Genomic DNA, 26770 nt, shown 5'->3' with positions numbered 1-26770 from the left:
GGTGGCGGTGTTGCCCGTCAGGGTGCCCGTGGCGGTCGCGACGGAGTCTTCCGCCACATTGCCCGTGCCGGCGCTGATGTTGAGCTGACTGCTCAGACCGTTGATGGTGACGGTCACCGGCACCACAGTGCCGTCGGTGGTTTTGACGTTGATGACATCCGTCTTCTTGTCGCCGGTCAGCAGCGCGATGATGTCCGGCGACTGCGTCAGGGTGTACGTCCAGTGGCCCGTCGCGTCCAGCGTGAGCTTGCCATAGGTGCCGTTGTAATTGCCCGCCTGCGTACCGGACTCGCCCGCGTCAGGATCGGTGATAACCAGTGTGCCCGTGGTCGTAACAGGACCGGTGCCGTTATTTTCGGTGACGGCCCCAGCAGCGGCGCCAGAAATGACAGGCGCATCATTGGTGCCGGTGACATTGATGGTGATAGCGCCCGTGCCCGTGCCATCCTTGCTGGTTACGGTGAACGACTCAGTAACCTGCTGACCGCCCTTGAGTGCGATGGTTGCACTGGCGCTGTTGTCGAGTTTGTAAGACCAGGCGCCGTCGGCGGCCAGGGTCAACGTGCCGTAAGTGCCCTTGAGTGTGGTCGAGCCGGTGAAAGCCGTGCCATTGAGCTTGCCCAGAATGGCTTCGCCCGTATCCACATCGGTGACGACCAGTTTGCCGCTGGCAGTGTCTGGCGTGCCCTTTTCAACCAGACTGGCCGTTGCGCTGGTCACCGTGGCGACATCATTGACACCGGTGATGGTGACCATGACCGGAATCTGCGTCTTGCCATCCAGGGCGGTGACCTTGATCGTGTCGGTCATGGTGGCGCCGGCCGGCAGGGCCTGCACAGCAGCGTTCCTGTTGTCGAGCGAGTAGACCCACTGCCCGCTGGCCGTGATGGTCAGCGAACCGTACTGGCCCGCCACGGTGGCCGCCTGCGTGCCGCTCTGATAAGCCACGCCATTCAGGCGGTCCGGATCATTGACCACGATGGTGCCGCTGGCGATCAGCGTGCCGTCTTCCACCACATTGCCGGTGGTCACGCCGGAAATAACCGGTGCATCATCCTCACCCTTGATGTTGATTGTCCAGTTGATCAGCTTCTGCTGACCCGACAGCGAGTCGCGGAACACGAAGGTGAAGGGGTAGGAAGTCTGCACATACTCGCTGTAGGGCAAGGCCACAAACAGGGGATTGCGCGTGAAAGCCTGGGCGCCGCTGGGGCTGAAAGTGTCCGTGCCGTAAGCATGAGTTACGGTGAAAGAGCCATCCGGATTGCGGACGACCGATGCATCGGGAGAGTTGGAAATGACGTTGGACAGAATGGCAGCCATGGAAGCTCCTAAGGGGCAGGGAATAGATTTGCTGCATTGTATCGAGCAGCGCAAAGTTACAACGTAAATTTTTTCGACAGTTCTGGAATGTAACGGCAGAACAGCGAAGTCTCGGCATTCTGTGTCAGGCCCTGTCCAGATGGTGAGCGTCTGTGAAAAAGCACCGCGAACACCCAGAGAGTCCGCAGGCTTGTTGCATCAGAGCCACGCCCGGTTCGGGCCTGAACTGGGCGGTGTGTCAGGTGTGTTCAGTCACCAGTTTGCCGAACCGGAACAGCTCCTGAATGATCTGCTGGTCGCTCAGGCCCTGACCATGGGTCAGGTCCACGTGCGGCAGAACAATGCTCAGCTCGGCGGGATGGCTGGTGGTGGCATCGCCAGCGGCAAAGGCACCGCTGCGGCTGACATGAATGACGCTGCCGCCATCGCGGCTTTCAAAGTGCAGGTAAGCGCTCAGTTCCGAGACGCCCACGCCGGGCAGCAGGTCGGAGAACTCCAGCACGTCGCCGCCTTCCTGACGCGCCGCAGGGTTGAAATCGCTGATCACGCTGACGGCCGGCGCACCCGGCGCGCCCAGGTCGTGCAGTCCCCAGGAGAACACGTCGGGCAGGAAAGCCGAATCGGCGTAAAAGGAATCGAGGCGCTCGCTGGCGGGCAGCCAGGCTTGGCCATCATCGGCAAAAACGGGCAGCAGGGCGTGGTCGGCGTGCGTGGCAGGCGGCTCGGCCAGGGGCATGGCAGGCAGGCTGTCATCGGCCAGCGGCGAGAGCAGCGGCGTGGCCTCCGGGCCAGCGGCTGCGGCGCTCACATCCGGCAGCGCGACCTGTTCGGGACGCGACACATCCAGCGTCCAGGACAGGGCGTGGACCACGCCAAGGTCGTCGCGCAGCTGCAGCTCCAGATCGACCCGCGATTTGGAGCTGGCCAGTGGGCCCTGGGCGCTGTGAATGTCAAACAGTGCGTTACGGCTCCAGACATGCCCGCCATCGGGCAGGAAGACATCGGTGCCGTAAAGATGGAAAACGGTGTGGCTGCCATCCGGTCCGCCCACCACCTCGGCAAACGGAGAGCGCGACGACAGCGCCTGCAATGACAATCCCATGATGGACTCCTGGGGCCGTGGCCCTGATGATTTCTGTAGTGTCGGCACGACCAACGCAAAGTGCAACGCTGCACACAGCACGGTCAAGCGTCGCGATTGTGCCCGAAAGCCGTGAAATCCGTAACCTGTTGCTACTCTTTTTTGACACAGGTGTGACACTCTGCGCACATGGCGCCAGCCGCCACGCTGCAACGCATCAAATACCCGGCTGCAAAAGGTTTATTCAGGCGATCGGCTCACGTGCCGGAACAGAAAATGGGCCAAAAATATTGGGGAAGCTCATGCCATTTTCCGAACTTGCCGCCCTGGATCATCCGGACCGGCACAGCGCCGTGCTCCAGCACCTGACTGTGTTCTGCGAAAGCAGTGAAGTTTTGATCGAAGAAGACGTTTTCGATCCCAAGGGCCATCTGCTGCTGCAGCGCGGCAGGCGCCTGACCTCGCAGCTGGCTGCCAGCTTCAAGGGCCGCGAGCTGTATCACCCACTCGAGCGCTGCCTGCGCGTGCGCAATGGCCTGTACAGCAGCCTGCGCGAAAGGGCGCGCAGCCACATCGATCAGGATGAGCTGATGCAGCGTCTGCTGCCCACGCAGGAAATGCGCCACGACGTCATCACCCTGATCGGCGAGCTGCGTCTTAATCCCACCTTGGAGTGGCTGCTGACCTGCCTGGACGTGACCCACAAAGGCGCGCTCAACCACCACATTGGTGTGGCCGCCATGAGCTGCATGACCGCGATGCAGGCCAAACTGCCTGAAACTGAACTGCGCAAGGTCGTCGCGGCAGCCATGTTCCACGACATCGGCGATCTGTACATCGCGCCGGACCCGGCCGGTGGCAAGGGCGAGCTGACGCTGGAGCGCTGGGGCCAGATGGTGCTGCACCCGCTGATCTCGCGCAACATCCTGACCGATTTCGCCCTGCTGCCCGCCGATGTGACCCAGGCCGTGGCCGAGCATCACGAACGCAGCAACGGCGGTGGCTACCCGCACAAGACCTCATCGCTGTCGCAGCTGGGCAGCATTCTGGCAATTTCAGAAGCGCTGATCGGCGTGCTGGGCAGCGGCGGCAACAGCGGCCGACGGGCCTACATGGCCCTGCACTTCGAGCGCGACGAGTTCGCCAATGGGGTCGCCAGCCTGCTCACGCCATTTCTGACGCACATCGATGTGCAGAACACCGCCCCCGACAATGTCGACCCCATGAAGCTGATGCCCAAGCTCAAGGCGCTGACCACCCTGATGGCCAACGCCGAGCGTCTGGTGGAGGACATTCGCGAAAATCCGGTCAACGCGGACCTGCTGGCGCACATCCGGGCGCGTCTGCAGCGCCTGAACAGCACCCTGAATGCCACGGGCATGAGCGATCCGGTGATGCTGTTCGAGCAGATCCTGGAAGGGCACGACACGCGCATGCTGCTGGAGATGGACATGACCACGCGCGAGATCATCTGGCGGCTGCGCTATCTGGCCCGCTCGGTCTCGCTGGATCTGGCCCCGATGCCCCCCATGCACCAGAAGCTGTTCGAGCCGTTTCTGGAGCTGCTCTCGAAAACGCCCGACGCGCGCGGCTGAGCACCACGCGCGTCGGGGAGGCCATTACATGGACTTGATCGCCACCGGCGCCGCACCCTTGAACTGGTAGACCGTGATGCCGGCCTTGTTCTGGTTGCCTTTGGCATCGAAAGCGTATTCGCCAGCGATTCCGGCGTAGGGGTTGGCGTGGATCCAGGCGGCGACCTTGGCCGGGTCGGTCGAACCCGCCTTTTGCATGGCGTTGGCGAACATCATCACCGAGTCGTAAAAGGTCACCGCATAGGTCAGCGGATCGCGCTTGTAGCGCGCCTTGTACTGCGCGATGAAGGACTGGCCCGCAGTGGCCTTGTCCAGCATGGTGCCACCCTGACCGCAGTAAACCGCGTCCGAGATGGCGCCCTGCGCGAGGTCAGATGTCTGCGTCGAGCAGATGGCGTCGCCGCCCAGCATTTTCACGCTGCCCAGACCCAGCATTTTCATCTGGCGCAGCATGGGGCCGGCCTGCGCCGAATAGCCGCCATAAAACACCGCATCGGGTTTGGCGCCGCGCAGCGAGGTGACAATGCCCGTGAAATCGGTGGCCTTGTCGTTGGTGTACTGCGTGCTGACCACCTGGATGCCGAGCTTTTTGGCCGCCTCGGCGAACACGCCTGCGATGCCCTGGCCATAACTCGTGCGGTCGTCGATCACGGCGACGCGCTTGATTTTGAGATCAGCCGCGGCGAATTCGGCCATGCGCGCGCCGATCTGGCTGTCGCTGGGCGTGGTGCGGAAAATGCGGTCGTAGCCCGAAGCCGTGACTTCCGGATTGGTCGACACGGTGGCCACCACCGCCCCACCCTGCCGGTAGACCTTGGTCGCGGGGATGGTCACGCCCGAGTTGTAGGGGCCGACCACGTAGCCGACTTTTTCGTCGACCAGTTTCTGCGCCACCGCCACGCCCTGTTTGGGATCGGCTGAATCGTCTTCAGCCTGCAGTTTGAACTTGATGGTCTGCCCGCCCACGCTGATGCCTTTGGCGTTGAGCGCGTCCACGGCCATCTGGGCGCCATCGCGGTTGTCGCCGCCGAAATCGGCCTGGCCGCCCGACAGCGGGCTGGACAGACCGATGACGACCGTCTGGTCGGCCAGGGCGGGTGCGCTGACCAGGGCGGCCAGCAGACCGGCAGCCGCCAGCGCCGTGGCGCGCAGGGCGGTGCGGGTGTGTTTCGGGGTTTTTGTCATGATGTCTCCTTCTTCGTTGCAAAAAAATTCAGGCCGGGGCTTCAGCACTGCGGTCACAGCCCCGAAAAGCGTCCGGGCCTGCAGGCCGGCTGACCGGGCAGCGGCGGTCGCCCCTGTATCTGTGTTTCGATCATACGCGCCGTGGTGGCGGCCAGCGTCAGGCCCAGGTGACCATGGCCCAGCGCCAGATGCACATTGGGGTGGCGCGGCACGGTGCCAACCACCGGCAGCGTGTCGGGCAGCGAGGGCCGGTGACCCATCCAGAATCGGGCGCCCGCCACCGCCTGCGGCTGGCGCAGCGCGGGGAAAAGCCGCTGCGCCTGCTCGATCAGCACCCGCGCGCGGGCCCAGTTGGGCGGCGCACTCAGGCTGGCCAGTTCAACAGTGCCCGCCAGACGCAGGGCGCCCGGGCCATCGCCGCGCTTGGGCAAGATGACGAAGCTGCCCGCGTGCGACTGCAGAAAATGCGGCAACTCGACGCCCGCGTGGGGTAGATCGACGTGGTAACCGCGTTCGCTTTCCAGTGGCAGGCGGCAGCCCAGCTGGCGGGCCAGCGTGCCCGCCCAGGCCCCGGCAGCCAGCAGCACCTGATCGGCGGCGATCCAGACCTGGCTGCGCAACTGCACACCGCGCACCGCGCTGCGTACCGACAGCGTTTCGCCGTTGGGTGCAAAGCCGGTGACCAGACCCTGCTCGAAGCGCACGCCCAAGGCCTGCGCCGCTGCATAGAGGCCGCGCGTGTACAGCCAGGGGTCATCCACATGCGACCACTGCGGCACAAAAAGACCGTGGCTCAGGGCCGGGTCAACCATGGGCAGCGCCTGCGCCATCTGGTCCGGGGACCAGGGCTGGCTCTCGACGCCCAGCTCGCGGCGACGGTCCCAGGCCGGGGCGTCGCGCTGCGCTTCAGCGGCGCTGCCGTACAGCACCACGCCGCCGTGGTGGCGCAGCAGGTGGCTGACGCCCGCCGCTTCGGCCATGGCCTGGGTGTCGGCGCGCGCCTGGCCCAGCAGGTCGGCCAATGCCTGCGACAGCTCGGCCACGCGCTGCGGCCGCCCGGCCAGCAGGTAGCGCAGCAGCCAGGGCGTCAGGCGCGGCAGGCAGCGCCACTGGATGGCCAGCGGCCCCAGCGGGTCGAGCAGCATTTTCGGCACCCGCTTCCAGGTGTCCGGCGTGGACAGCGGCAACACTTCGGCAATGGCGATGGCGCCCGCGTTGCCGTAAGACGTGTTCGCCCCCGGCACTTCGGGGTCGATCACCGTCACCTCAAAACCCGCGCGGCGCAACTGCAGCGCGCAGGCGATGCCAATGACGCCCGCGCCGACGATGGCAATGTGTTCAGCCATGCCTCACCCCAGCTCGAAACCGTGGACAAAAGGATCGCGCGGATCCAGCGTGATGCGGCTGGTGCCGGTGATGACCGCCCAGCCCTGGATGGACGGCACGATGGCAGGCAGCGCGCCGACCTGTGTCAGCGCTTCGATGCGGCCGACAAACTGGCTGCCGATGATGGATTCGTGAACATATTCGTCGCCCGGCTGCAGCAGGCCGCGCGCCCAGCGCTGCGCTAGGCGCGCCGAGGTGCCTGTGCCGCAGGGCGAACGGTCCAGGGCGCTGTGGCCATACAGCACCGCGTTGCGACCGTGCGAGCCCGGCTGGCGCGGCGCGCCCGTCCACTGCACATGACGCACGCCCCGGATGCTGTCGTCCAGCGGGTGGATGCAGGTGATCTGTTCATTGACCGCGTCGCGCAGCGCCCGGCCCAACGTGACAAGCTGCCCCGGCGTGAAATCGGCCATGTCGCGAAAGGCCGCCTGCGTCTCGACGATCGGGTAAAAGTTGCCCCCGTAGGCAATGTCCACCACCAGTTCGCCCAGACCCGGCACCTGCACGGCCACATCCTGCGCATACAGAAAGGACGGTACGTTGATCAGCCGCACATGCGCCACGCGCGGCGCCAGCGGCGTGCTGCCGGGTGCCAGCGTGTAGTGTGCGTCCACGCGGCCGGCGGGGGTGTCCAGGCGCATCAGGCCCGGCGTCTGCGGCGTGACCAGACCGCGCTCGATGGCGAAAGTGACGACGCCGATGGTGCCGTGGCCGCACATGGGCAGGCAGCCGCTGGTTTCAATATAGAGCACCGCCACATCGCAGTCCGGCCGCGTGCTGGGGTAGAGAAAGGCGCCCGACATCTGCGCGTGGCCGCGTGGCTCGTACATCAGCCCGGTGCGGATGGCATCAAACTCGGCCATGAAGTGCTGGCGGCGCTCGCTCTGCGTGACGCCCTGCAGCGGCGGATGGCCGCTGACCACCAGGCGCACCGGGTTGCCGCAGGTGTGGCCGTCGATGCAGTCAAACACGGGAATGTCGGTGCGCGCGCTCATGGTGCAGATCCTTGTCTGGACTCGGAATGAATATTGTATACAATCCAGAACACCTTTTTTGAGGAGACAACCATGACATCGACACAGACCGCTTCCCGACACAGCCCCTGCCCCTGGCAGGGCGTTTTCCCCGCCATGACCACCCAGTTCGACGCCAGCGGCGCGATCGACGCGGCGGCCAACACGCGCCAGATCCAGCACCAGATCGATTGCGGCGCGCAGGGCATCATCCTGTGCGGCTCGCTGGGCGAGAACTCCACGCTCGAATTTGACGAGAAACTGCAGCTGCTGGACATCGGCCTGGCCGCAGCCGCCGGGCGCGTGCCCGTGCTGCTCACGGTCGCCGAAGGCAGCACGGCGCAGGCCTGCCGCCTGGCGAAGCTGGCGCAGGAGCACGGAGCCCAAGGCCTGATGGTGCTGCCGGGCATGCGATACGTGTCCGACCGCGCCGAGACGCTGGCGCACTACCGCGCCGTGTCCGCCGCCAGCGACCTGCCGATCATGATCTACATCAACCCGCTGGCCTACACGGTGGACATCACGCCCGACATGCTGATCGAGCTGGCCGACGACGCACACTTTGTCGCCATCAAGGAATCGACCGGCGACGTACGCCGCGTCACGCAGGTCATCAACGCCTGCGGCGAGCGCTACGGCATTTTCTGCGGCGTGGACGACCTGGCGCTGGAGGCCCTGCACATGGGCGCCACCGGCTGGGTGGCGGGTCTGGTGACCGCCTTCCCGCGCGAAACGGTGGCCGTCTACCGCCTGTGGCAGGCGGGGCGTTTCGAGGAAGCGCGTGACATCTACCGCTGGTTCCAGCCGCTGCTGCGCCTGGATGTGTCGACCAAACTGGTGCAGAACATCAAACGGGCCGAAGTGCTGGAGGGCCTGGGCAACGGCGTGGTGCGTGCGCCGCGTCTGCAGCTTGCTGGCGACGAGAAAGCGCAGGTGGAAAAAATCATCCGCGACGCGCAGGCCTGTCGCCCCACCCTGCCCGCGCTGTAAGCCACTGTCGGTGAGGCCGATGCCATGAGCGCCGCCCTGCCCCGCCTGACGCTCACCGAAGCGGCGGTGCAGACGCTGCGCCGCCGCATCCTGGCGGGCGACTGGCCCGAGGGCACGCCGCTGCGCCAGGAGCAGCTCGCCGCCGAGCTGGGTGTGAGCCGCGTGCCGCTGCGCGAGGCGCTCAACCGCCTCGAAGCCGAAGGCCTGGTGCAGAACCTGCCGCACCGGGGCGCGGTCATCACGCCCTTCTCGCTGGACGAGGTGCTGGAGCTGATCGAGCTGCGCGCCCTGATCGAATCCGACCTGATCGCCCGCGCCGTGCCGCGCCAGACCGCGCAGGATCACGACACCGCGCAGGCGGTGCTGGACCGTTTCGGCCAGGCGCTGCAGGGCGAGGATGTCGGGCAGTGGGACACGCTCAACGCGGCTTTTCACCTGGCGCTGTACCGCCCCGCCGGGCGCCCGCACAGCCTGGCGCTGGTCGATTCGCTGCTGGCGCGCACCGGGCGCTACACGCGCACGCAGATTCTGGTGGCGCGCTACCGCGAGCGGGCGCACGCCGAACACACCGAACTGCTGCGGCTGTGCCGCGAGGGACGCGCACTCAAGGCCGCGTCATTTGTGCGCCAGCACATCGAGGCCGCCGTGGCCGCGCTGCAGGCCAGCCGCAGCGGGGCACAGACCGCTTAAATCCGGTCCGGTCTGAAGCAGCGGAATCAGAGCGGAGTCAGGGCGGAATCAGAGCGACATCACACCGGCCGCGCCACCAGCAGGCAGACGGCGCGGGTCTCAATGGATTTTTTCTCGCCGACCGGGCCCAGCTTCTCGGCTGTCTTGGCCTTGACGTTGATGCGGCCCGTGTCCACCCCCAGCACCTGCGCAATGCGCTCGCGCATGGCATCAATGTGCGGCGCCATTTTCGGCGCCTGCGCCACGATGGTGCTGTCGATGTTGACGACCTCCCAGCCCGCCGCGCGCACGCGGCGCACGGCCTCGGCCAGCAGCACGGCCGAATCGGCCCCGGCGAACTCGGCCGCCGTGTCGGGGAAATGCCGCCCGATGTCGCCCAGCGCCGCCGCGCCCAGCAGCGCGTCGGTGATGGCGTGCAGCAGCGCATCGGCGTCCGAATGGCCCAGCAGCCCGTGGCTGTGCGGCACGGTGATGCCGCCCAGGACCAGCGGCCGCCCTTCGACCAGGGCGTGCGTGTCCCAGCCCTCGCCCACGCGCAGCGGCGGCAGGGTGAAAGCGGCGGGAGCGGATGAGCTGGCAGAGGAACGGGTGGAATCAGGCATGACGGAATCGGATCAGACCGGGGTCAGGTGGAACGGCTGTCGGCCGTGGCGCGGCGGCGCACGGCGTCCAGGTAGGCGTGGCCGTCGGGCGGCAGGCCGCTGCGCTGCGAGGTCCAGATCATCTCGCCCAGGCATTCCATCACCTCGTGATGCGCCTCGTGCAGGTTGCCGCGTCGGGCGGCCAGCAGCTCAACCGCCTGGCGGATGCCGCTGGGCTGGTTGATGGCGCACTGCTCGGCGATGCTCAGGTGCATGGACAGGTGCAGGAAGGGGTTGGTGCGCCCGCCCTCGACCGGGTAGTCGCGCTGCAGCGCCTGCGCCTCGTCGGCCAGGTCATCCGCGTATTCGGGGTGCAGCGTGACCCAGTCCAGCGCCTGGGCTTCCAGCGGCGTCAGCGGCTCGCTGCTGCGGCTTTTGCGCGCCACGGTGCAGAAAAAACGGCGCACATCGTGCTGGCTGGGCGTGAACATGGCAGCAAAGGGAATGTAATCAGGGATCAGGCCGGAGCAAACACGTCAACCGCGTCGGTGATGACGCCATCCAGCCCCTGACGGCGCAGCAGCGCCGCGCGATCCGGGTCGTTGACGGTGTAGGCCAGCAGGCGCAGGCCCCGGCGGTGGGCCAGCGCGGCGGTGTCGGGCTGGATCAGGTTGTGATCCAGCACGACGGCCACGCAGCGCATCGGGTGGGCCAGCTCGATCAGGCCGGCCGCGCCACTGGCGTCAGGCCGCAGGCCGGGCAGGTTTTCGCCGTCCCACAGCAGCGCGCAGGGCCAGCCGGTTTCGCCCCCGGCCGAAGTGGCCGGAAGCTGACGCAGCGCGCGGATGGATTCGTACTCGAAAGAGCTCAGCAGCACCCGCTGCAGCAGCGGCCCGCCGTGGTGACGCAGCGCCTGGGCCAGCGCCAGCGCGGTTTTCACCGCCTCGCCGGGATTGGGCTTGATCTCCAGGTTCAGCCACCAGCCACGCTCATCCGCCAGGGCCAGCAGCGTGTCCAGGCGCATCAGCGGTTCGCCCGCATGGGCCGCGCTGTGCCAGGCGCCTGCGTCCAGCTTTGACAGATCGGCCCAGTCGTAGTCTGCGGCCTGGCCTTGGCCATTGGTGGTGCGCAGCAGGTCGTCGTCGTGCAGCAGGAAAAGCACCCCGTCGCGGCTGAGCTTCACATCGCACTCGAAGGCGGTGTAGCCGCGCGCGGCGCCGCGCTCGAAAGCGGCGCGGGTGTTTTCGGGAGCCAGTTGGCCCGCGCCCCGGTGGGCGATCCAGGCCGGGCAGATCCAGGCGGGCGGGTGGGATTGATCAGCGTTCATGGCCGTCAGTCTAACCCGGCCCGCAGGCCGTCAAAGCGCTCAGTAAGCGATCGTGGCGCCGCTGTTCAGCTGGGCCTGGCGGCCCCGGCGGTCCAGCACAGCCATGCGGGCTTCCAGCTCGTACAGATCAGACGATTCGTTCAGCCAGGCCTCGTCACGCTCGCGCTGCGAAGGGAAGGAAGGCACGAGGTTGCGCAGGATTTTTTTCAGGGAAGACATGAGGGAACTCCAGGTGATTCGGGCGCTGAAAATCAGCGCGATGAGCGAATACTAGGGTTAACCCTTAATCCTTGCCGAAGGGCCCAGGGATAACCCTGGGTTTTGGTGGGAGATGCGGTCTGACCCGCTCTGTCTCAGGCCCTGTCCCCGGCCAGAGTCCGGCGGGCCAGTTCAGCATCGTCGCGCTCCTGCCCGGCGCGGGTGTCCAGCCACTGGCTGCACTCGTGGGCTTCGACGGGGCGCGAGTAGTAATAGCCCTGGCCAATGTCGCAGCCCAGGCGGCTGAGGTACTCGAACTGGCTGGGCGTTTCGATGCCTTCGGCGATCACTTCCAGCCCCAGGCTGTGCGCCAGCGAAATGGTGGCGTGGCAGATGGCCGCGTCGTTAGGGTCGCGCTCGATGTCGCGCACAAAGGTCTGGTCGAGCTTGAGGTAGTTCAGCGGCAGCTTTTTGAGATAGCTCAGCGACGAATAGCCCGTGCCGAAATCGTCGATGCTGATTTTCGTGCCCTGCTCCTGCAGGCGCTTGAGCGCGGGCGCGATGCCCTCGGGGTCTTCCATGAAGGCCGATTCGGTGATTTCCAGCTCCAGGCAGTCGCGGCTGGCCTGGGTCGATTCGATGGCGCTGGCCATGATTTCCTCCAGACGGCCATCGCGCAGCTGGCGCGACGAGACGTTGACCGCCACGGGCACCTTCAGGCCGAAATCGCGCTCCCAGAGGTGCGACTGGCGCGCCACCTCGTGCAGCACCCATTCGCCGATCTCGACGATGAGGCCGGTTTCCTCGGCCACCGGGATGAAATCGCCCGGCGGGATCAGGCCCTGGGTGGGGTGACGCCAGCGGATCAGCGCCTCGAAGCTGGCCAGGCGGTTGCCCGCAAAATCGAACTTGGGCTGGTAAACCATGAAGAGTTCGCGGTTGCGGATGGCGTCGCGCAGGTGCATCTCGATGTCCACCTTGCGCACCATGCTGTCGCGCAGGTCGGCGCTGAAGAATCGGAAGCCGTTGCGCCCGCTGGTCTTGGCGTGGTACATGGCCATGTCGGCGTGCTTGAGCAGGTCCACGATGCTGGCGCTGTCGTCCGGGAAGAGGCTGATGCCGATGCTGGGCGTCACGGTCAGGGCCTTGCCGTCGTGGACCATGTCCTGGCTCAGGCAGTCGATGATCTTGCCCGCCACCAGCGCCGCGCTCGCCAGCGAAGCGTCCGGCATGGCAATGACGAACTCGTCACCGCCGATGCGCGCCAGCACGTCGGACGCGCGGGTCAGCGCCAGCAGGCGCGCTGCGGTTTCGCGCAGCACCACGTCGCCCACGTTGTGGCCCAGGGTGTCGTTGATCTGCTTGAAGCGGTCCAGATCAATGAAGAACACCGCCACCTGCGTGTGCGAGCGCCGCGCCGTGGCGATGAGCTGGTCCAGCCGGATGAACAGGTTGTTGCGGTTGGGCAGCTGGGTCAGCGTGTCGTGCAGGGCCAGATGCTCGAGCTGCCTTTCCATGCGCTTGCGCTCGGCCAGTTCGGCCTCCAGCGCCTGGCGGCGCTGCTCGATCTGCTCGATCATCAGGTTGAAGCTGCGCGACATCTCGGTGATTTCGGGCGCCACGTCGGTCGGCGCACGCATCGAATAATCGCCGCCCTGCGAGATGCGTTTCATGACCGCCGACAGGTCGTGCAGCGGATCCTGGATCATGCGGTGCAGTCGGCGCGCCGCGTACAGGCTGACGGCCAGCGAGAGCAGCGTCGCCAGCGCCAGAGCGCCGATGCTGATCCACAGCCCGCGGTAGAGCGCCGCGCGGTCGTAATCCAGCAGCAGCGTGGCGACCACGGTCTGGCTTTGCATCACCGGGATGCGCAGGGTCTGGCTGTCGCCGGGCGACAGATCGGCGCCGGTCGTCTGCACCGGGCTGCGGCTGTACTGCGCAAATCCCTGCCCGCCGGGCAGGATCAGCGCAGCGCGCAGCACGGTGGGGTCGTTGACGAAGGTGCGCAGGATCTCGCTGGCGGTCTGCGGATCGTTGAAGACCACGGCGGGCACCACATTGTCGGCCACGATGCGGCCCTTGAGCTGGTAGCCCTCGCGGGCTTCCTGCAGGCGCTGGGTCCAGGTCAGGGCGATGACCAGCACCATGGAGATCAGCGCCGTCAGCGACACAGTCAGCACGCTAAGCAGCCACAGCTTGCGCCGGATGCTGGCGCGCTGCAGCCCCGGCCACGCAGGCAGGCCCGGCGTACCAGGCGCCGATAACGCTTTGGGCGCGAATCGTCTGAACAGGGTCCAGGCGGCCATCACTGACGACCTTTCACGGACAGGGCCAGGCGGATCACGTTGGCCGAAATGCGCAGACCGCGCTCGCGCAGGGCGTCCAGATCGAGGCGAAAGCGCAGGCCGCGCTCATCGCGCGTCAGCACGATGGCGGGGCTGGCATCGCCCTTGTCGTCCTCGCTGATGACGACGGCGTAAGGCGCGCTGGCGGGCGTGACCGGATCAAGATCCGTCGTCTGCGGAACTACCACGACGTGGCAGGCCGCCAGCCGGTCGGCGCGCGTGGTGCTGAGCACCTGGACGCTGCGCCCGTTAACATTCTGGCCGTCCAGCTTCGCCAGGGCGCTGCCCAGATCGCTTCTGCGGCCGTAGTAGCACAGGCGCAGCTTCGGATCGGTGGCGAAAGTGGTATCTGGCCAGGACACGAAACGCGCCACATTGAGCACATAGGCGCTGACCACCTCGGGCGCGTGCTCGGCCGCCGCGGCCGGGGCCAGCAAGGCCAGGCATCCGGTCAACAGGGTGAGCCATGCGTGTCGGGGGGTGGGCATTCAGAAGGTCTTGGTGAGACGGAGGGACCAGGTTCGGCCGTCCTGGGGCAGCTGGGTGCGCGTCACGGAGTTTTCCGGGCCCACAACCTGCGATGTGGGTCGTGACAAAGGGTCGTTGTAGCGCTGATCGAAGGCGTTGGCCAGCAGCGCCTGCACGGTCAGGCCCAGCCCCGGATGGGTGTAGCCCAGCCCCAGGTTGGCAATCGCGTGTCCGGCGACACGATCTGTGCCCTGGCCTGCGCGGCTGGCGCTGACCGCCTGGGCTTCAGCTGAGAACCACCAGCGCTCCATGAAAGGCACCCACAGGTTGGCCTTGAGCGCCTGCGCGGGCGCGCGGTCGGGCGCCTGCCCGGCCTGGCGGACGCGGTTCCAGGTGTAGCTCAGCCGGGCGTCGATGCGGCGCGGCAGGTTGTAGAGCAGGCTGTACTCTAGGCCCGTGACACGGACCGGGGCGCCGTTCAGGCTCGGATCCTCCCCCGCCTTGGCCACCAGATCGAACGACGGGTCAGGCTCGATCGGGTGGCTGAGCACGTCGTGATAGAGGCTCAGGCTGCCCTGGGCCGACGGGCTGTAGCGATGCTGCCACAGCGCTTCCAGGTTGCGCACACGCTCTGGCCGGACGGGATTGTATTTCACCTCAGTCGGACTCGCTGGCCGGTAGGCGGTGCCGTAAATCAGCTTGAAGGTCTGGGCCGTGCTGTAGGCATAAACCGCCGACAGGCGGGGGCTGAAACCCGTGGCGTCACGGCTGTCGCCGGCCATGTAGCGGTCCACGCGCCCGCCCAGCGTCACACTGAAGCGCTCGCTGATTTTCCATTCGTCCTGCGCGTACAGCCCAACGCGTTTGCCCTGGGTCGCGTCCGTCGATTCTTCGTCCGCAATCGGGATTCCCCGGGCTGCCAGGGTGTCCCTCATCCTGAAGCTCTGGCGGGTATCGGCCTGGAACTCCACGCCCATCAGCAGGCTGTGGTGCGCGAACCCGGTATACAGCACCCGGTGATCACCACCCCACCAGCGCCCAGAAGCCTCACTGTCCACGTACTTGTCCACCCTGCGGCCCAAAACAGCCTCGGTCAGCATCGGATAGAAGCTGTCCCGGCGCCCGTTGCTGAAATCAAACTGGCCCAGGAACAGGCGGCTGGTCATCCATCCGTTGTCAAGAGGGCGCTCGTACTGGAGCTGGCCCAAGGTGTAAATGTCGCGGTCGCGGTTGTAGGGATCGCCCGTGATGCTGCTGTCTGGCCCTGTCGGAACGTGCTTCAGACGGTTGCCATGAATCAGCTGTGCCGTCCAGCCGCCCTGCGACCACTGGCCGAAAAGCCGCTTCCAGTTCTCGGCGTCGCTGGCGGCGGGGGTCATGGAATCCGGGCGGAAATCGCGCAGCCAGTACGAGCCCCCCCGATCGTGCAGGCCGCTGGCCGACAGCACCCACTCAGTGTCCCCGCTGGCCTGCCCGCCACTCAGTCGCAGCGATTTGCGACCATGCGTGCCCAATGTCACTTCGGCTTCACCGCCGCTGAAATCACGGCCCGTGCGCGTGATGAGGTTGACGATGCCAAACATGGCGTTGCCGCCGTAGATGGCCGAGCCCGATCCGGGGATGATCTCGATGCGATCCACCAGCGCCAGATCCAGCGGGAAGGCGCCACCCAGCACGGCGCTGCCGTAAATGTTTTCGTTGACGCGCTGCCCGTTGATCAGGATCAGCACCCGGCTGTTCACATCCTTGGGCGGCATCATCCCCCGAATGCCCAGGTACTGGTAGCGCCTGTCGCTGGTCGCCTGAAAGCCCGGCACCGTGCGCAGCGCGTCGGCCAGGTCCTTCCAGCCATAACGGCGAATGTCCTGCGCCGTCAGCACGATGACGTTGGCGGGCGCGCTGGCCTGGCTCTGGCTGTAGGTCGAGGCCGTGCTGATCGGCACATTCAGCAGATCTTCCAGCGACAGCGACAGCAGCTCGCTCTCGCTGGCCTGCGCGGTTGCCGAAAAAAACAGCGCCCCCAGCACGGTCAGCGCGCAGTCGCCCAGAACGCCGGTCCGGCCACAGACGCGCGGCCGCCTGGATCGGGTCTGGGTCATGGGGGAACTCCTCAAAGTTGTTGACGCAAGTCCCGCGACTTTATTCATCCCAGGATGACTGCGGCCCGCTCATTTGTGAACTTTTGCGCGTTTTCGCCGGGTTTTGTCGCGCAGCGGCACCCTGTGCCCAAGCCGCTAAAATCCTGCCATCGGCATCTGACTCATCCCCCCTTTTCACCCCACCTGCGGCCCCGCGCCGCGACAAGGCAATCATGGCCACCATCCTGCAACACCTCCCCGCTGGCCAGAAGGTCGGCATCGCGTTCTCCGGCGGTCTGGACACCAGCGCCGCCCTGCTGTGGATGCACCAGAAAGGCGCCCTGCCCTACGCCTACACGGCCAACCTGGGCCAGCCCGACGAGAGCGATTACGACGCCATTCCGCGCAAGGCCATGGAATACGGCGCCGTCAAGGCCCGCCTGATCGACTGCCGCGCGCAGCTGGCGAACGAAGGCATCGCCGCGCTGCAGGCCGGGGCCTTCCACATTTCCACCGGCGGCATCACCTACTTCAACACCACGCCGCTGGGCCGCGCCGTGACCGGCACCATGCTGGTCGCCGCCATGAAGGAAGACGACGTTCACATCTGGGGCGACGGCAGCACCTTCAAGGGCAACGACATCGAGCGCTTTTACCGCTACGGCCTGCTGACCAACCCGGCGCTGAAAATCTACAAACCCTGGCTGGACCAGACCTTCATCGACGAGCTGGGCGGCCGCGCCGAAATGTCGGCCTTCATGACCGCGCACGGCCACGGCTACAAGATGAGCGCCGAAAAGGCCTACTCCACCGACAGCAACATGCTGGGCGCCACGCACGAGGCCAAGGATCTGGAAGAGCTGTCCAGCGGCATCCGCATCGTCAACCCCATCATGGGCGTGGCGTTCTGGAAGCCCGAGGTCGAGGTCAAGGCCGAAGAAGTCACCGTGCGTTTCGAGGACGGCCAGCCCGTCGCGCTGAACGGCCAGAGCTTTGATTCGCTGGTCGATCTTTTCCTGAAGGCCAACGAAATCGGCGGCCGCCATGGCCTGGGCATGAGCGACCAGATTGAAAACCGCATCATCGAAGCCAAAAGCCGCGGCATCTACGAAGCCCCGGGCATGGCGCTGCTGCACATCGCCTACGAGCGCCTGGTCACCGGCATCCACAACGAAGACACCATCGAGCAGTACCGCATGAACGGCCTGAAGCTGGGCCGCCTGCTCTACCAGGGCCGCTGGTTCGACCCGCAGGCCATCATGCTGCGCGAAACCGCCCAGCGCTGGGTGGCGCGCGCCATCACCGGCGAGGTGACGCTGGAGCTGCGTCGCGGCAACGACTACTCCATCCTGAACACCGAATCGGCCAACCTGACCTACGCCCCCGAGCGCCTGTCCATGGAGAAGGTCGAAGACGCGCCTTTCAGCCCGCTGGACCGCATCGGCCAGCTCACCATGCGCAACCTGGACATCACCGACACCCGCAGCAAGCTGGGCGTCTACGCGCGCGGCGGCCTGCTGGGCCACAGCGTCGATGGCATGGACATGCTGCGGCTGGCGACTGAGTACCCGAGGGATTGATCATGATCCGCCGCACTTCCCTGGCCGGCGCACTGGCGCTGGCCCTGCTGCTTCCGGCCCTTGCGCAGGCCGACGTGCTGGACGATGTCGTCGCGCGCGGCGTGCTGCGGGTGGGTACGACGGGCGATTACAAGCCCTTCAGCTTCAGCAATCCGGTGACGCAGCGCTTCGAGGGCATGGACATCGATCTGGCGGCCGATCTGGCGCAGTCGCTGGGCGTGCGGCTCGAACTGGTCCCCACCACCTGGGGCAAGCTGATGCCCGATCTGCAGGCCGGGCGCTTTGACATCGGTATGGGTGGGGTCTCGATCAACCTGGCGCGCCAGCGTCAGGCGCAGTTCTCGCTGCCCTATCTGGTCGATGGCAAGACGCCGATCACGCTGTGCAGCAGCAAGGAGCGTTTCCAGACGCTGGCACAGATCAACCAGCCGTCCACACGGCTGATCGTCAATCCAGGCGGGACCAACGAGAAGTTCGCCCGGGCCAATCTGCCGCAGGCCAGCCTGACCGTTTACCCCGATAACGTCAGCATCTTCACCCAGATCGTGGATGGCAAGGCCGACCTGATGGTCACCGACGCCATCGAAACCCGGCTGCAGGAAAAGCTGCACCCCGAGCTGTGCGCCATCCACCCGGACCGGCCTTTCGATTACTCGGAAAAAGCCTACGTGCTGCCCAACGACTGGCGCTGGAAGAATTACGTCGACCAGTGGCTGCACCTGCAGATCGCTACCGGCAGCCTGAAAACCATGCAGGCGCGCTGGGTCGACTGGCCTTGGCTGCAGCGGGCGCCGCAGGGCGATCTGCAGCAGCTGGTGGCTCTGGTCAACGAGCGGCTGAAGGTGATCGAAGACGTCGCGCGCAGCAAATGGAACAGCCACGGCGCCATCGAAGACGCAGAGCGCGAACGCAGTATGCTGGCCAGCCTGCAGGCCGACGCAGCCCGCCTGAAGCTGGCGCCCGAGCGCGTACAGCGCTTCTTCGAGGACCAGATCGAAGCGGCCAAAACACTGGAGCGCGAACGCATCGCCCAGTGGCAGGCCCAGAGCCAGCCGCCCTTCACGCTGGTGCAGGATCTGAAAACCGATGTGCGCCCGCGCCTGGACGCCATCAACCAGCTCCTGCTGCAGGCCCTGGCCCGGGTGGATCAGGCGCCCGCACCCGACGCCAGCCAGCTCCAGGTGGCCTTGAAGGCGCAGCTATTGCCGCGCTGGGGGCAGGCGGGCCAGATCGCCACCGCGCATCTGAGCCGCTGACGCCATCGCGACATGACCACCCCCGCCCCCGATCCGCTGCCCACCCTCAGCGACGCCCAGACCCTGGCCTGGCTGAAGACCCATGGCCGCGCCGCAAAGCGGCTGGTGACGGGTGCGGTGCTGTGCGGCGCGGCGCAGGCGCTGGTGATGATCGCGCTGATGGCCGCTCTGGCGCAGGGGCTGACGGCGGCCGTCATGGCGCGCAGCCTGGAAGGGGTGCCGGCGGGGGTGCTCGCGCTGATCCCGGTGCTGATCGTGCTGCGCGCGGCTTTGGGGCTGGCGCGCGAATCGCTGGGCCTGCGCGCCGGGCAGTCGGCCCGTCAGGCGCTGCGCGAACGTCTGCTGGACGCCGCCCGCGATGGCGGGCCGCTGTGGAGCAGCCACATGGCCACCGGGGCGCTGAGCAGCGTCGTCACCGACCAGGTCGATGCGGTCAACGGCTATTTCGCACGCTACCTGCCGCAGCAGCGGCTGGCGGCGCTGGTTCCGGTGATGATTCTCCTGGCCGTTCTGCCCTTCAGCTGGATGGCGGCGCTCATCCTGCTGGGCACAGCGCCGCTGATTCCCTTTTTCATGATGCTGGTGGGCCTGGGCACGCGCTCGGAGCAGACGCGCCAGATGCAGGCCATGCAGCGCCTGGGCGGCACTTTTCTGGATCTGGTGCGTGGCCTGCCCACGCTGCGCCTGTTTGACGCCCGCGAGCGCAGCCTGCAGGACATGGACCACCTCGGCGAGGCCTTCCGCCTGCGCACCATGCGCGTGCTGCGCCTGGCCTTTCTGTCGGGAACGGTGCTGGAGTTTTTCACCTCGGTGGCCATCGCGCTCACGGCGGTGTTCCTGGGCTTCAGCCTGCTGCAGTACCTGAACTTCGGCTTTTACGGCGGCGCGGCCAATCTCTACACCGCGCTTTTCATCCTGCTTCTGGCGCCCGAGTTTTACCAGCCCCTGCGCGAACTGGGCACGCATTACCACGCCCGCGCCGAAGCCATCGCGGCGGCACTCTCGCTGCGCGAGGTGCTGGGCCTGACCGGCTCTGATGCCACCACAGACACAGCTCCCACGCCCGTGGGCCACGTCCGGCTGCAAGACCCCGGCCCGGCCCGCCTGGATTTTGACGGCGTCGGCCTGGCTTACCGCAGCGGCGTGCCAGTGCTGAGTGGCTGCACTTTGAGCCTGGCGCCAGGCGAATGCGTGGCCCTGCAGGGCGAAAGCGGCCAGGGCAAGAGCAGCCTGCTGCGCCTGGCGGCGGCCATTGTGGCGCCGACAGCGGGCCAGGTCCGGGTGGATGGCCAGGACATCGCCACGCTGGACCGCCATGCCTGGCGCGAACAGATCGGCTGGATGGATCAGCACCCGCCGCTGCTGGCGGGCTCGCTGGCCGACAACCTGCGTGCGGCCTGCAGCGCCGCGACCGACGCTGATCTGCGCCAGGCGCTGGATTTCGCCGGGCTGGGCGACTGGGCGCAGGCCCTGCCGCAGCAGCTCGATACGCTGCTGGGCGAAGCCGGACGCCCGCTGTCAGGGGGCCAGTTGCGCCGCCTGGCGCTGGCCCGTCTGGCGCTGCGCCGCCCGCGCCTGCTGCTGCTGGACGAGCCCACCGCCAGCCTGGACGCGCAAGCAGAAAGCTTCGTCATCGAGCGGCTGAAGCAGCTTGCCCAAGGCTGCACCACGCTGATCGTCAGCCACCGCCCCGCCCCCCTGGCGCTGGCTCAGCGCGTGCTGCGCCTGCATGGCGGTCAGCTCCTGGCCGTCGAGGATCACCATGTCTGAGCGCACCGAATCCAGCGAATCCACCGGCAGCCCCGCCCCGCTGGCCGTGCTGCGGCCCTATCTGCGCCTGATTCAGGGCCTGCGCGGCTGGTACGCGCTCAGCCTGCTGCTGGGCCTGGTCACGCTGGTTGCCACGGTGGGGCTGCTGGCGCTGTCGGGCTGGTTTCTCAGCGCCGCAGCGGTCGCGGGCCTGAGCCTGACCACCGCGCAGGCCTTCAACTTTTTCTACCCCGGTGCGGGCGTGCGCGGGCTGGCGCTGACGCGCACGGCCGGTCGCTGGGCCGAGCGCGTGGTCAGTCACGAAGCCACTTTCCGCCTGCTGGCGCGGGTGCGCGTGTGGCTGCTGGCGCGGCTGTTTCCGCTGTCGCCGCGCCAGGTCGGCGTGTACCACGGGGCCGATCTGCTGCAGCGCTTCATGCGCGATGTCGAGCAGCTCGACGGCCTGCTGCCGCGCCTGGCCCTGCCCGCGCTGGCCCTGACGCTGGGTCTGCTGCTGCTGGCACTGGTGCTGGGCTGGGCCCTGCCGGGCGGCGGCGCCCTCGTGCCCTTGACGCTGCTGGCGCTGCTGATGGCATTGGCGCCGCTGCTGTGGCATCTGGGCCAGCCCAGCAGCCGCGCCTGGGTGGCACGCCGCGCCGTGCTGCGCCGCCGCCTGATCGACGCCGCCGACGGCGCGGGTGTGCTGGCCTTTCACGCCAGCGCCTGGTCTGCGGCGCGCAACCGCGCGCTGGCGGCCTCGACCGCCGCACTGCACGCGCAGTGGCAGCACGAGCGCCTTGGGGCTTTCGCCCGCGCCGGGGCCATCGCCGTCTGCGGCCTGGCGGCCTGGGCCACGCTGCTGCTGTGGGGCGGCCGGGTCGATGGCCCGCTGCTGGTGGCCATCGTCCTGCTGCTGCTGGGCCTGGCCGAGATCGCCGCGCCCGTGGTCACAGGCCTGGCCGAGCTGCCCGCCATGACCCACGCCGCCCAGCGCCTGGACGACATCACCGGCCAAACGCCCGACGTCATCCCGCCCGCCAGCGGGCCCCAGCCTGTGGACGGCACCGTTGACATCCACGGTCTGGATTTCGCCTGGGACGCGCACACACCCGTGCTGCGCGGCCTGACGCTTCAGGTGCCCAGCGGCGCGCACTGCTTTCTGAGCGGGCCCAGCGGCTGCGGCAAATCGTCGCTGGTCCAGCTGCTGGCGCGCTTCGAGCGGCCAACCCAGGGGCAGATCCACCTGGGCGGCGCGGCGCTGGACGATCTCGACGAAGCCACCTTGCGCCGCACCCTGGCCGTGTCCAGCCAGTTCGCCTGGGCACGCCAGGGCACGCTGGCCGACAACCTGCGCATCGCAGTACCAGACGCGACGCCCGAGCAGATGCTGCAGGTGCTGGCGCTGGTCGGCCTGGCCGACACCGTCACCGCCTGGCCCGAGGGCCTGGACACCTGGATCGACGAAGGCGGCCAGAGCCTGTCCGGCGGGCAGTTGCGCCGCCTGGGCGTGGCCCGCGCCCTGCTGCGCCAGGCGCCCATCACCGTTCTGGACGAGCCCACCGAAGGGCTGGACGATGCCGCCGCCGAATTGCTGGCCGAGCGCATCTGCGCCTGGAACGTGGGCCGCACGCTGATCTGGATTTCGCACCGCCCGCAGGGCCGGGCGCTGTTTGGGCAGCGGGTGGATCTGGCCAGAGACCCCGCATGAATCAGCTCACCCCCCGCATCCTGGCGGGTTCATCACCGATCTCTTCCTGAAGCCGCGGGGGATCGGCGGCGGCGAACTGGCCGAGAAGCTGGTGAGGCCGGGCCTGAGCGCCTTTGGGCGCTCAGCCTGGATCAGCGCAGACCATCCACCGCCACCGGCATCCAGCCCAGTGAGGGCTGGCTGGCAAAGGGCGTCAGTGCACCCGATACCGGGTCTTCGATCTGCATCGCGCCGGTCTGAGGGTCGCGCAGCAGGATGCTGACACGGCCCTGGCCGGAGACGTCGGCCGCCTGAAGCTGCTGCTGTCCGGCGGGCAGCGCGCTCTGGCCCTGTCCGGCGAGCCTGCGCGCACCGTCCATCAGCCAGGTCACCCGGCCGCGCGTGGCGGCGTTGAACCACAGGATGTCGGCCTTGCCGTCACCATTGACATCGCCCGTGGCCCACACCGACCAGCCCGGCTCGTGATCCGTCACGGCTTCGTCAGCGGTCAGGGCGCGGCCCGTCAGGGTCCACAGGCGGTAGTCGTCGGTCGAAGGGTTGTGCAGCAGCACCTGCGCACGGCCCAGGCCTTTGAAGTCGGCCGTGGCCTTGACCTGATACCCGGCGGGCAGCTGCATCCCCGACGACGCCTGCATGGGCGCAGTGCTGGCGCCATTCATCAGCCAGACCAGCGCCTGGCCCGAGGCCGCGTGGTGCCACAGCAGGTCGGACTTGCCGTCGCCGTCAAAATCAGCCACGCCCACGACCTTCCAGCCCGGGACATGCTTAGTCACGACCTGGACAGATTGCGCACGGCCATTGGCCCCCATGATCCAGAGCACGTAACGGTCTTCAACCGGCTGGTACCACAGCACATCTGTGCGGCCATCGCCGTTGAAATCGCGCTGGGCAATAGGCGTCCAGGGCAGCGTGGCGGATAGCACCCCGGAATTGGCCAGAATGCGGCCCTCACGCATCTGCCAGATCACGTAGCGGCCCTGGCCGTTGCTGAAGAACAGATCGTGTGCGCAGTCACCGCCAAAGTCGGCATTGCCCGTCGCTTGCGGGTTGGCGCAGCCCGTGGACGCAGCGGCGCCGGGCGGCAGCAGGCTGAGATCCACCGAGCGCACTTCGCCCCCGTAAACGCCGGAGGTAAACATCAGATCCCACTGCTTTCTGGCGAACCAGCGCTGCACCTCTGGCGTGTAGTGCAGGGTGTCCAGGAAAATACCGTAGCGCTCGCCGGTGGCAGCACTGCTGGGATTGAAGAGGCGCGCGCCCGTGGTGCTGACCGCATCGGCGGCGTCCAGCAGGCGGAACTTGCCGCCCGAGCTGGCCAGCTGCGTCAGGCCCTGGACGATGGCGTTGTATTTGGCCGGGTTCCCGCCGTAGTAGTTGCGGCTCAGGGAGGTGGATCGCGGGCGGTAGAGGTAGATCGGGAAATCGGCGTCGCCCAGCGCCGAAGCGATGCCGTTCAGCTCCGCAGCGAAGGCGTCCTGCACATCCGCCGCCGAGTTCATCCAGCCCGCGACGTTTTCGGCCTCCCACTGGTTCCAGTGTAGGCCGATGACGCGCACGCGCTTGTCCTGGCGCAACAGGTTACTGGCGGCCAGCGCCAGCGTGCGCCGGGCCAGCGGGTAGAGGCTCTGAACATCGGCCGGATTGCGGCTGGGGCTCCAGCGGTCGTACCCGGTGGTGCCGGGGCCGAAGCCCTGGCCGCTCCACGAGATATTGACAACGTACAGGTCCGGCAGTTTCTGGCCGTCGTTGATGGCCTGCTGCCAGCGCAGGGCGAACTCGCCCGCCACGTTGACGGTGGCGCCCCCGCTGGAGTTGTTGCCCAGATTGCTGTCTTTGACGCTGTAGGGCGACCACGTGACGCTTTGCGCATTGACCTTCAGGTTGGCGGCGCGCGACAGCCCGTGAACGTTCGCCAGGTTGCTGCGCGCGGCCACTTCGGCCGCGCTCAGACTGGTCTTCACGCCTTCGGCATTGGATTGACCCAGCAGGATCAGCACGGCCGCGTCGCGCTGCGGGTCCAGGGGCGTGCTCCAGGGCAAGGCCGCCTGCGCGACCCCGGTGAACCCCGGGAGGGCCAGGGCCACGACAGCCATCCGGGTGGCCATACGGGCCAGCCAGGAGATGGCCGGGCCGGGCTGATTCTGTTTCTGCTTCATGGTGTCGTCTCTATTTCAGTGCAGAGCGTCCACCGCCACCGGCATCCAGCCCAGTGAGGGCTGGCTGGCAAAGGGCGTCAGCGCACCCGATACCGGGTCTTCGATCTGCATCGCGCCGGTCTGGGGGTCGCGCAGCAGGATGCTGACACGGCCCTGGCCGGAGACGTCGGCCGCCTGAAGCTGCTGCTGCCCGGCAGGCAGTACGCTCTGGCCCTGTCCTGCGAGCCTGCGCGCACCGTCCATCAGCCAGGTCACGCGGCCGCGCGTGGCGGCGTTGAACCACAGGATGTCGGCCTTGCCGTCACCATTGACATCGCCCGTAGCCCACACCGACCAGCCCGGTTCGTGACTTGGCAGGGCTTCTTCAGCGGTCAGGGCGCGGCCCGTCAGGGTCCACAGGCGGTAGTCGTCGGTCGTGGGGTTGTGCAGCAGCACCTGCGCACGGCCCAGGCCTTTGAAGTCGGCCGTGGCCTTGACCTGATAACCGGCAGGAAGCGTCAGGGCCGGGGCCGCCTGCATGGGAGCGGTACTGGCGCCATTCATCAGCCAGACCAGCGCCTGGCCAGTGGCCGCGTTGTGCCACAGCAGGTCGGCCTTGCCATCGCCGTCAAAATCAGCCACGCCCACGACCTTCCAGCCCGGTACATGCTTTGTCATCACTTGAGCGGATTGCGCACGGCCATTGGCCCCCATGGTCCAGAGCACGTAACGGTCTTCAACCGGCTGGTACCACAGCACATCGGTGCGGCCATCGCCATTGAAATCGCGCTGGGCAATGGGCGTCCAAGGCAGCGTGGCCGAGAGCAAACCGGAATTGGCCAGGATACGACCATTTTTCATCTGCCAGATCACATAGCCACCCTGGCCGTTGCTGAACAGCAGATCGTGCGCGCAGTCACCGCCAAAGTCGGCGTTGCCGGTCGCCAGCGGGTTCAGGCAGCCGGTCGATGGCACCGTGCCTGCGGGCACCAGGCTGGCATCCACCGAGCGCACTTCGCCGCCATACACGCCCGAGGTAAAGACCAGATCCCATTGCTTGCGGGCGAACCAGCGCTGCACATCCGGCGTGTAGTGCACGGTGTCGCCCTGGAAAATACCGTAGCGCTCGCCCGTGGCCGCGCCACTGGGATTGAAGAGACTGGCGCCAGAGGCGCTGACCGCATCAGCGGCGTCCAGCAGGCGGAACTTGCTGCCCGAGCTGGCCAGCTGAGTCAGGCCCTGAGCGATGTAGTTGAATTTGGTGAGGTTGCCGCCGTAAAACCTGCGGCTATAAATGGTAGAGCGCGGACGGTACAGGTAGATCGGAAAATCCGCTTCCCCCAGCGCAGAAGCAATGCCGTTGAGCTGAGCAGCAAAGCCACTTTGTGCCTCTTGCGCCGAATTCATCCAGCCGGCCTGGTTGTCGGTTTCCCACTGGTTCCAGTGCAGGCCAATGACGCGCACGCGTTTGCCCTGACGCATCAGGTTGCTGGCGGCCAGCGCCAGCGTGCGGCGGGCCAGCGGGTAGAGGCTCTGCACATCGGCTGGATTGCGACTGGGGCTCCAGCGGTTGTCTGTGCCCGTGCGGGGACCAAAACCCTGCCCGCCCCAGGCAATGTGGACCACATACAGATCGGGCAGCTTCTGCCCGTCGTTGATGGCCTGCTGCCAGCGCTGGGCGAATTCGCCCGCCAGGTTGATGGTGGCGCCGCCGTTGTAGTTGTCCCCCAGATTGCTGTCTTTGACGCTGTAGGGCGACCAGGTGACGCTTTGCGCATTGACCTTCAGGTTGGCGGCGCGCGACAGCCCGTGAACATTCGCCAGGTTGCTGCGCGCGGCAAGTTCAGTGGGGGTCAGGCTGGTCGTCCAGCCTTCGGCGTTGGATTGACCCAGCACGATCAGCACGGCCGCGTCTTTCTGCGCGTCAAACGGCGTGCTCCAGGGCAGCGCCGCGTGGGCGAGCCCTGAGAACAGCGTGGTGCTCAGGGCCATCACGGCCACAAGTCTCGCCCGGAAGGCACTGCGGCCCAGCCAGCGACGGGCTGCGCCCGGTTGATTCTGCATCTGCGTCATGTCGTCACC

Annotated in this window: 21 protein-coding genes and 1 pseudogene; 8 read left to right on the top strand and 14 right to left on the bottom strand. The window is 67.0% G+C overall.

Annotation, left to right across the window (positions count from 1 at the left end):
• Positions 1-1323: VCBS domain-containing protein (locus tag RV045_RS13090; RefSeq protein ID WP_423236236.1), on the bottom strand; the 1323-nt coding region annotated here is incomplete at its 3' end.
• Positions 1324-1561: 238 nt separating this feature from the next.
• Positions 1562-2425 (bottom strand): type I secretion C-terminal target domain-containing protein, encoded by an 864-nt coding sequence (locus tag RV045_RS13085; protein WP_423236235.1) that lies wholly within the window; start codon positions 2423-2425, stop codon positions 1562-1564.
• A 281-nt stretch (positions 2426-2706) separates the two neighbouring features.
• Between RV045_RS13085 and RV045_RS13080 the strand changes: the two genes are divergently transcribed.
• Positions 2707-3999, top strand: a complete 1293-nt coding sequence (locus RV045_RS13080) for an HD-GYP domain-containing protein (RefSeq protein ID WP_423236234.1) — start codon at positions 2707-2709, stop codon at positions 3997-3999.
• Between the two features lie 24 nt (positions 4000-4023).
• On the opposite strand, the gene RV045_RS13075 is transcribed toward RV045_RS13080, so the two are convergent.
• From RV045_RS13075 to RV045_RS13065, 3 genes are read right to left on the bottom strand one after another with little or no spacing between them, the layout of a single operon-like run.
• Positions 4024-5184 carry a branched-chain amino acid ABC transporter substrate-binding protein gene (locus RV045_RS13075; RefSeq protein ID WP_423236233.1) on the bottom strand — a complete coding sequence of 387 codons (1161 nt, stop codon included), beginning with the start codon at positions 5182-5184 and terminating at the stop codon, positions 4024-4026.
• Positions 5185-5237: 53 nt separating this feature from the next.
• Positions 5238-6530 (bottom strand): NAD(P)/FAD-dependent oxidoreductase, encoded by a 1293-nt coding sequence (locus tag RV045_RS13070; protein WP_423236232.1) that lies wholly within the window; start codon positions 6528-6530, stop codon positions 5238-5240.
• 3 nt (positions 6531-6533) lie between these two features.
• On the bottom strand, positions 6534-7565 hold the full coding sequence (locus RV045_RS13065; RefSeq protein ID WP_423236231.1) for a 4-hydroxyproline epimerase: 1032 nt from the start codon (positions 7563-7565) through the stop codon (positions 6534-6536).
• Between the two features lie 72 nt (positions 7566-7637).
• Between RV045_RS13065 and RV045_RS13060 the strand changes: the two genes are divergently transcribed.
• Together RV045_RS13060 and RV045_RS13055 are read left to right on the top strand one after the other, a co-directional pair.
• Positions 7638-8573: a dihydrodipicolinate synthase family protein gene (locus RV045_RS13060; RefSeq protein WP_423236230.1), complete on the top strand. Its 936-nt coding sequence runs from the start codon at positions 7638-7640 to the stop codon at positions 8571-8573.
• 24 nt (positions 8574-8597) lie between these two features.
• Positions 8598-9263: a GntR family transcriptional regulator gene (locus RV045_RS13055; protein ID WP_423236229.1), complete on the top strand. Its 666-nt coding sequence runs from the start codon at positions 8598-8600 to the stop codon at positions 9261-9263.
• A gap of 59 nt (positions 9264-9322) precedes the next feature.
• Here RV045_RS13055 and ispF read toward each other — a convergent pair whose 3' ends face one another.
• From ispF to RV045_RS13020, 7 genes are all read right to left on the bottom strand, one after another.
• Positions 9323-9865 (bottom strand): 2-C-methyl-D-erythritol 2,4-cyclodiphosphate synthase, encoded by a 543-nt coding sequence (ispF, locus tag RV045_RS13050; RefSeq protein ID WP_423236228.1) that lies wholly within the window; start codon positions 9863-9865, stop codon positions 9323-9325.
• A gap of 23 nt (positions 9866-9888) precedes the next feature.
• A complete protein-coding gene (locus RV045_RS13045) occupies positions 9889-10335 on the bottom strand; it encodes a DUF1841 family protein (RefSeq protein ID WP_423236227.1) in 447 nt (148 codons plus the stop codon).
• 26 nt (positions 10336-10361) lie between these two features.
• On the bottom strand, positions 10362-11171 hold the full coding sequence (locus RV045_RS13040; protein WP_423236226.1) for a glycerophosphodiester phosphodiesterase family protein: 810 nt from the start codon (positions 11169-11171) through the stop codon (positions 10362-10364).
• Between the two features lie 39 nt (positions 11172-11210).
• Positions 11211-11390: a DUF3563 family protein gene (locus tag RV045_RS13035; protein ID WP_423236225.1), complete on the bottom strand. Its 180-nt coding sequence runs from the start codon at positions 11388-11390 to the stop codon at positions 11211-11213.
• Between the two features lie 134 nt (positions 11391-11524).
• Positions 11525-13675, bottom strand: a complete 2151-nt coding sequence (locus tag RV045_RS13030; RefSeq protein WP_423236224.1) for a putative bifunctional diguanylate cyclase/phosphodiesterase — start codon at positions 13673-13675, stop codon at positions 11525-11527.
• Positions 13675-14151: a YfiR family protein gene (locus RV045_RS13025; protein ID WP_423236223.1), complete on the bottom strand. Its 477-nt coding sequence runs from the start codon at positions 14149-14151 to the stop codon at positions 13675-13677. Before RV045_RS13025 ends, RV045_RS13030 begins: the two co-directional genes overlap by 1 nt.
• Positions 14152-14202: 51 nt before the next feature.
• The gene (locus RV045_RS13020) at positions 14203-16281 is read right to left on the bottom strand and encodes a TonB-dependent receptor plug domain-containing protein (protein WP_423236222.1); all 2079 of its coding nucleotides are present in this window, start codon (positions 16279-16281) and stop codon (positions 14203-14205) included.
• A gap of 212 nt (positions 16282-16493) precedes the next feature.
• Between RV045_RS13020 and argG the strand changes: the two genes are divergently transcribed.
• The 5 genes and pseudogenes from argG (at position 16494) to cydC (ending at position 22553) form a co-directional block, all read left to right on the top strand.
• Positions 16494-17840: an argininosuccinate synthase gene (gene argG / locus RV045_RS13015; protein ID WP_423236221.1), complete on the top strand. Its 1347-nt coding sequence runs from the start codon at positions 16494-16496 to the stop codon at positions 17838-17840.
• 2 nt (positions 17841-17842) lie between these two features.
• Positions 17843-18619: pseudogene (locus RV045_RS13010) on the top strand (transporter substrate-binding domain-containing protein); the annotation flags it as partial.
• A complete protein-coding gene (gene aroQ, locus RV045_RS13005; RefSeq protein WP_423236237.1) occupies positions 18620-19096 on the top strand; it encodes a gamma subclass chorismate mutase AroQ in 477 nt (158 codons plus the stop codon).
• A 12-nt stretch (positions 19097-19108) separates the two neighbouring features.
• Positions 19109-20866, top strand: a complete 1758-nt coding sequence (gene cydD, locus RV045_RS13000; protein ID WP_423236220.1) for a thiol reductant ABC exporter subunit CydD — start codon at positions 19109-19111, stop codon at positions 20864-20866.
• The gene (gene cydC, locus RV045_RS12995) at positions 20859-22553 is read left to right on the top strand and encodes a thiol reductant ABC exporter subunit CydC (protein WP_423236219.1); all 1695 of its coding nucleotides are present in this window, start codon (positions 20859-20861) and stop codon (positions 22551-22553) included. Before cydD ends, cydC begins: the two co-directional genes overlap by 8 nt.
• Positions 22554-22684: 131 nt before the next feature.
• Here the strand turns inward: cydC and RV045_RS12990 are convergent, their stop codons facing one another.
• Together RV045_RS12990 and RV045_RS12985 are read right to left on the bottom strand one after the other, a co-directional pair.
• Positions 22685-24709, bottom strand: coding sequence for an FG-GAP repeat domain-containing protein (locus tag RV045_RS12990; protein WP_423236218.1), 2025 nt, complete (start codon positions 24707-24709; stop codon positions 22685-22687).
• 15 nt (positions 24710-24724) lie between these two features.
• A complete protein-coding gene (locus tag RV045_RS12985; protein WP_423236217.1) occupies positions 24725-26761 on the bottom strand; it encodes an FG-GAP and VCBS repeat-containing protein in 2037 nt (678 codons plus the stop codon).
• Between the last annotated feature and the right edge of the window lie 9 nt (positions 26762-26770).

Origin of the sequence: Amphibiibacter pelophylacis (assembly GCF_037688875.1) — a bacterium.
Taxonomy (GTDB): Bacteria; Pseudomonadota; Gammaproteobacteria; order Burkholderiales; family Burkholderiaceae_C; genus Amphibiibacter; species Amphibiibacter pelophylacis.
Note: the sequence above shows the minus strand (reverse complement) of the source record. Positions and strands in the feature narration are given on the sequence as shown.

Excerpts from the sequence above, each read along its gene's own strand:
- RV045_RS13085 (WP_423236235.1), bottom strand. The coding sequence starts at position 2,425 with ATGGGATTGTCATTGCAGGCGCTGTCGTCGCGCTCTCCGTTTGCCGAG.
- RV045_RS13080 (WP_423236234.1), top strand. The coding sequence starts at position 2,707 with ATGCCATTTTCCGAACTTGCCGCCCTGGATCATCCGGACCGGCACAGC.
- RV045_RS13075 (WP_423236233.1), bottom strand. The coding sequence starts at position 5,184 with ATGACAAAAACCCCGAAACACACCCGCACCGCCCTGCGCGCCACGGCG.
- RV045_RS13070 (WP_423236232.1), bottom strand. The coding sequence starts at position 6,530 with ATGGCTGAACACATTGCCATCGTCGGCGCGGGCGTCATTGGCATCGCC.
- RV045_RS13065 (WP_423236231.1), bottom strand. The coding sequence starts at position 7,565 with ATGAGCGCGCGCACCGACATTCCCGTGTTTGACTGCATCGACGGCCAC.
- RV045_RS13060 (WP_423236230.1), top strand. The coding sequence starts at position 7,638 with ATGACATCGACACAGACCGCTTCCCGACACAGCCCCTGCCCCTGGCAG.
- RV045_RS13055 (WP_423236229.1), top strand. The coding sequence starts at position 8,598 with ATGAGCGCCGCCCTGCCCCGCCTGACGCTCACCGAAGCGGCGGTGCAG.
- ispF (WP_423236228.1), bottom strand. The coding sequence starts at position 9,865 with ATGCCTGATTCCACCCGTTCCTCTGCCAGCTCATCCGCTCCCGCCGCT.
- RV045_RS13045 (WP_423236227.1), bottom strand. The coding sequence starts at position 10,335 with ATGTTCACGCCCAGCCAGCACGATGTGCGCCGTTTTTTCTGCACCGTG.
- RV045_RS13040 (WP_423236226.1), bottom strand. The coding sequence starts at position 11,171 with ATGAACGCTGATCAATCCCACCCGCCCGCCTGGATCTGCCCGGCCTGG.
- RV045_RS13035 (WP_423236225.1), bottom strand. The coding sequence starts at position 11,390 with ATGTCTTCCCTGAAAAAAATCCTGCGCAACCTCGTGCCTTCCTTCCCT.
- RV045_RS13030 (WP_423236224.1), bottom strand. The coding sequence starts at position 13,675 with ATGGCCGCCTGGACCCTGTTCAGACGATTCGCGCCCAAAGCGTTATCG.
- RV045_RS13020 (WP_423236222.1), bottom strand. The coding sequence starts at position 16,281 with ATGACCCAGACCCGATCCAGGCGGCCGCGCGTCTGTGGCCGGACCGGC.
- argG (WP_423236221.1), top strand. The coding sequence starts at position 16,494 with ATGGCCACCATCCTGCAACACCTCCCCGCTGGCCAGAAGGTCGGCATC.
- cydD (WP_423236220.1), top strand. The coding sequence starts at position 19,109 with ATGACCACCCCCGCCCCCGATCCGCTGCCCACCCTCAGCGACGCCCAG.
- cydC (WP_423236219.1), top strand. The coding sequence starts at position 20,859 with ATGTCTGAGCGCACCGAATCCAGCGAATCCACCGGCAGCCCCGCCCCG.
- RV045_RS12990 (WP_423236218.1), bottom strand. The coding sequence starts at position 24,709 with ATGAAGCAGAAACAGAATCAGCCCGGCCCGGCCATCTCCTGGCTGGCC.
- RV045_RS12985 (WP_423236217.1), bottom strand. The coding sequence starts at position 26,761 with ATGACGCAGATGCAGAATCAACCGGGCGCAGCCCGTCGCTGGCTGGGC.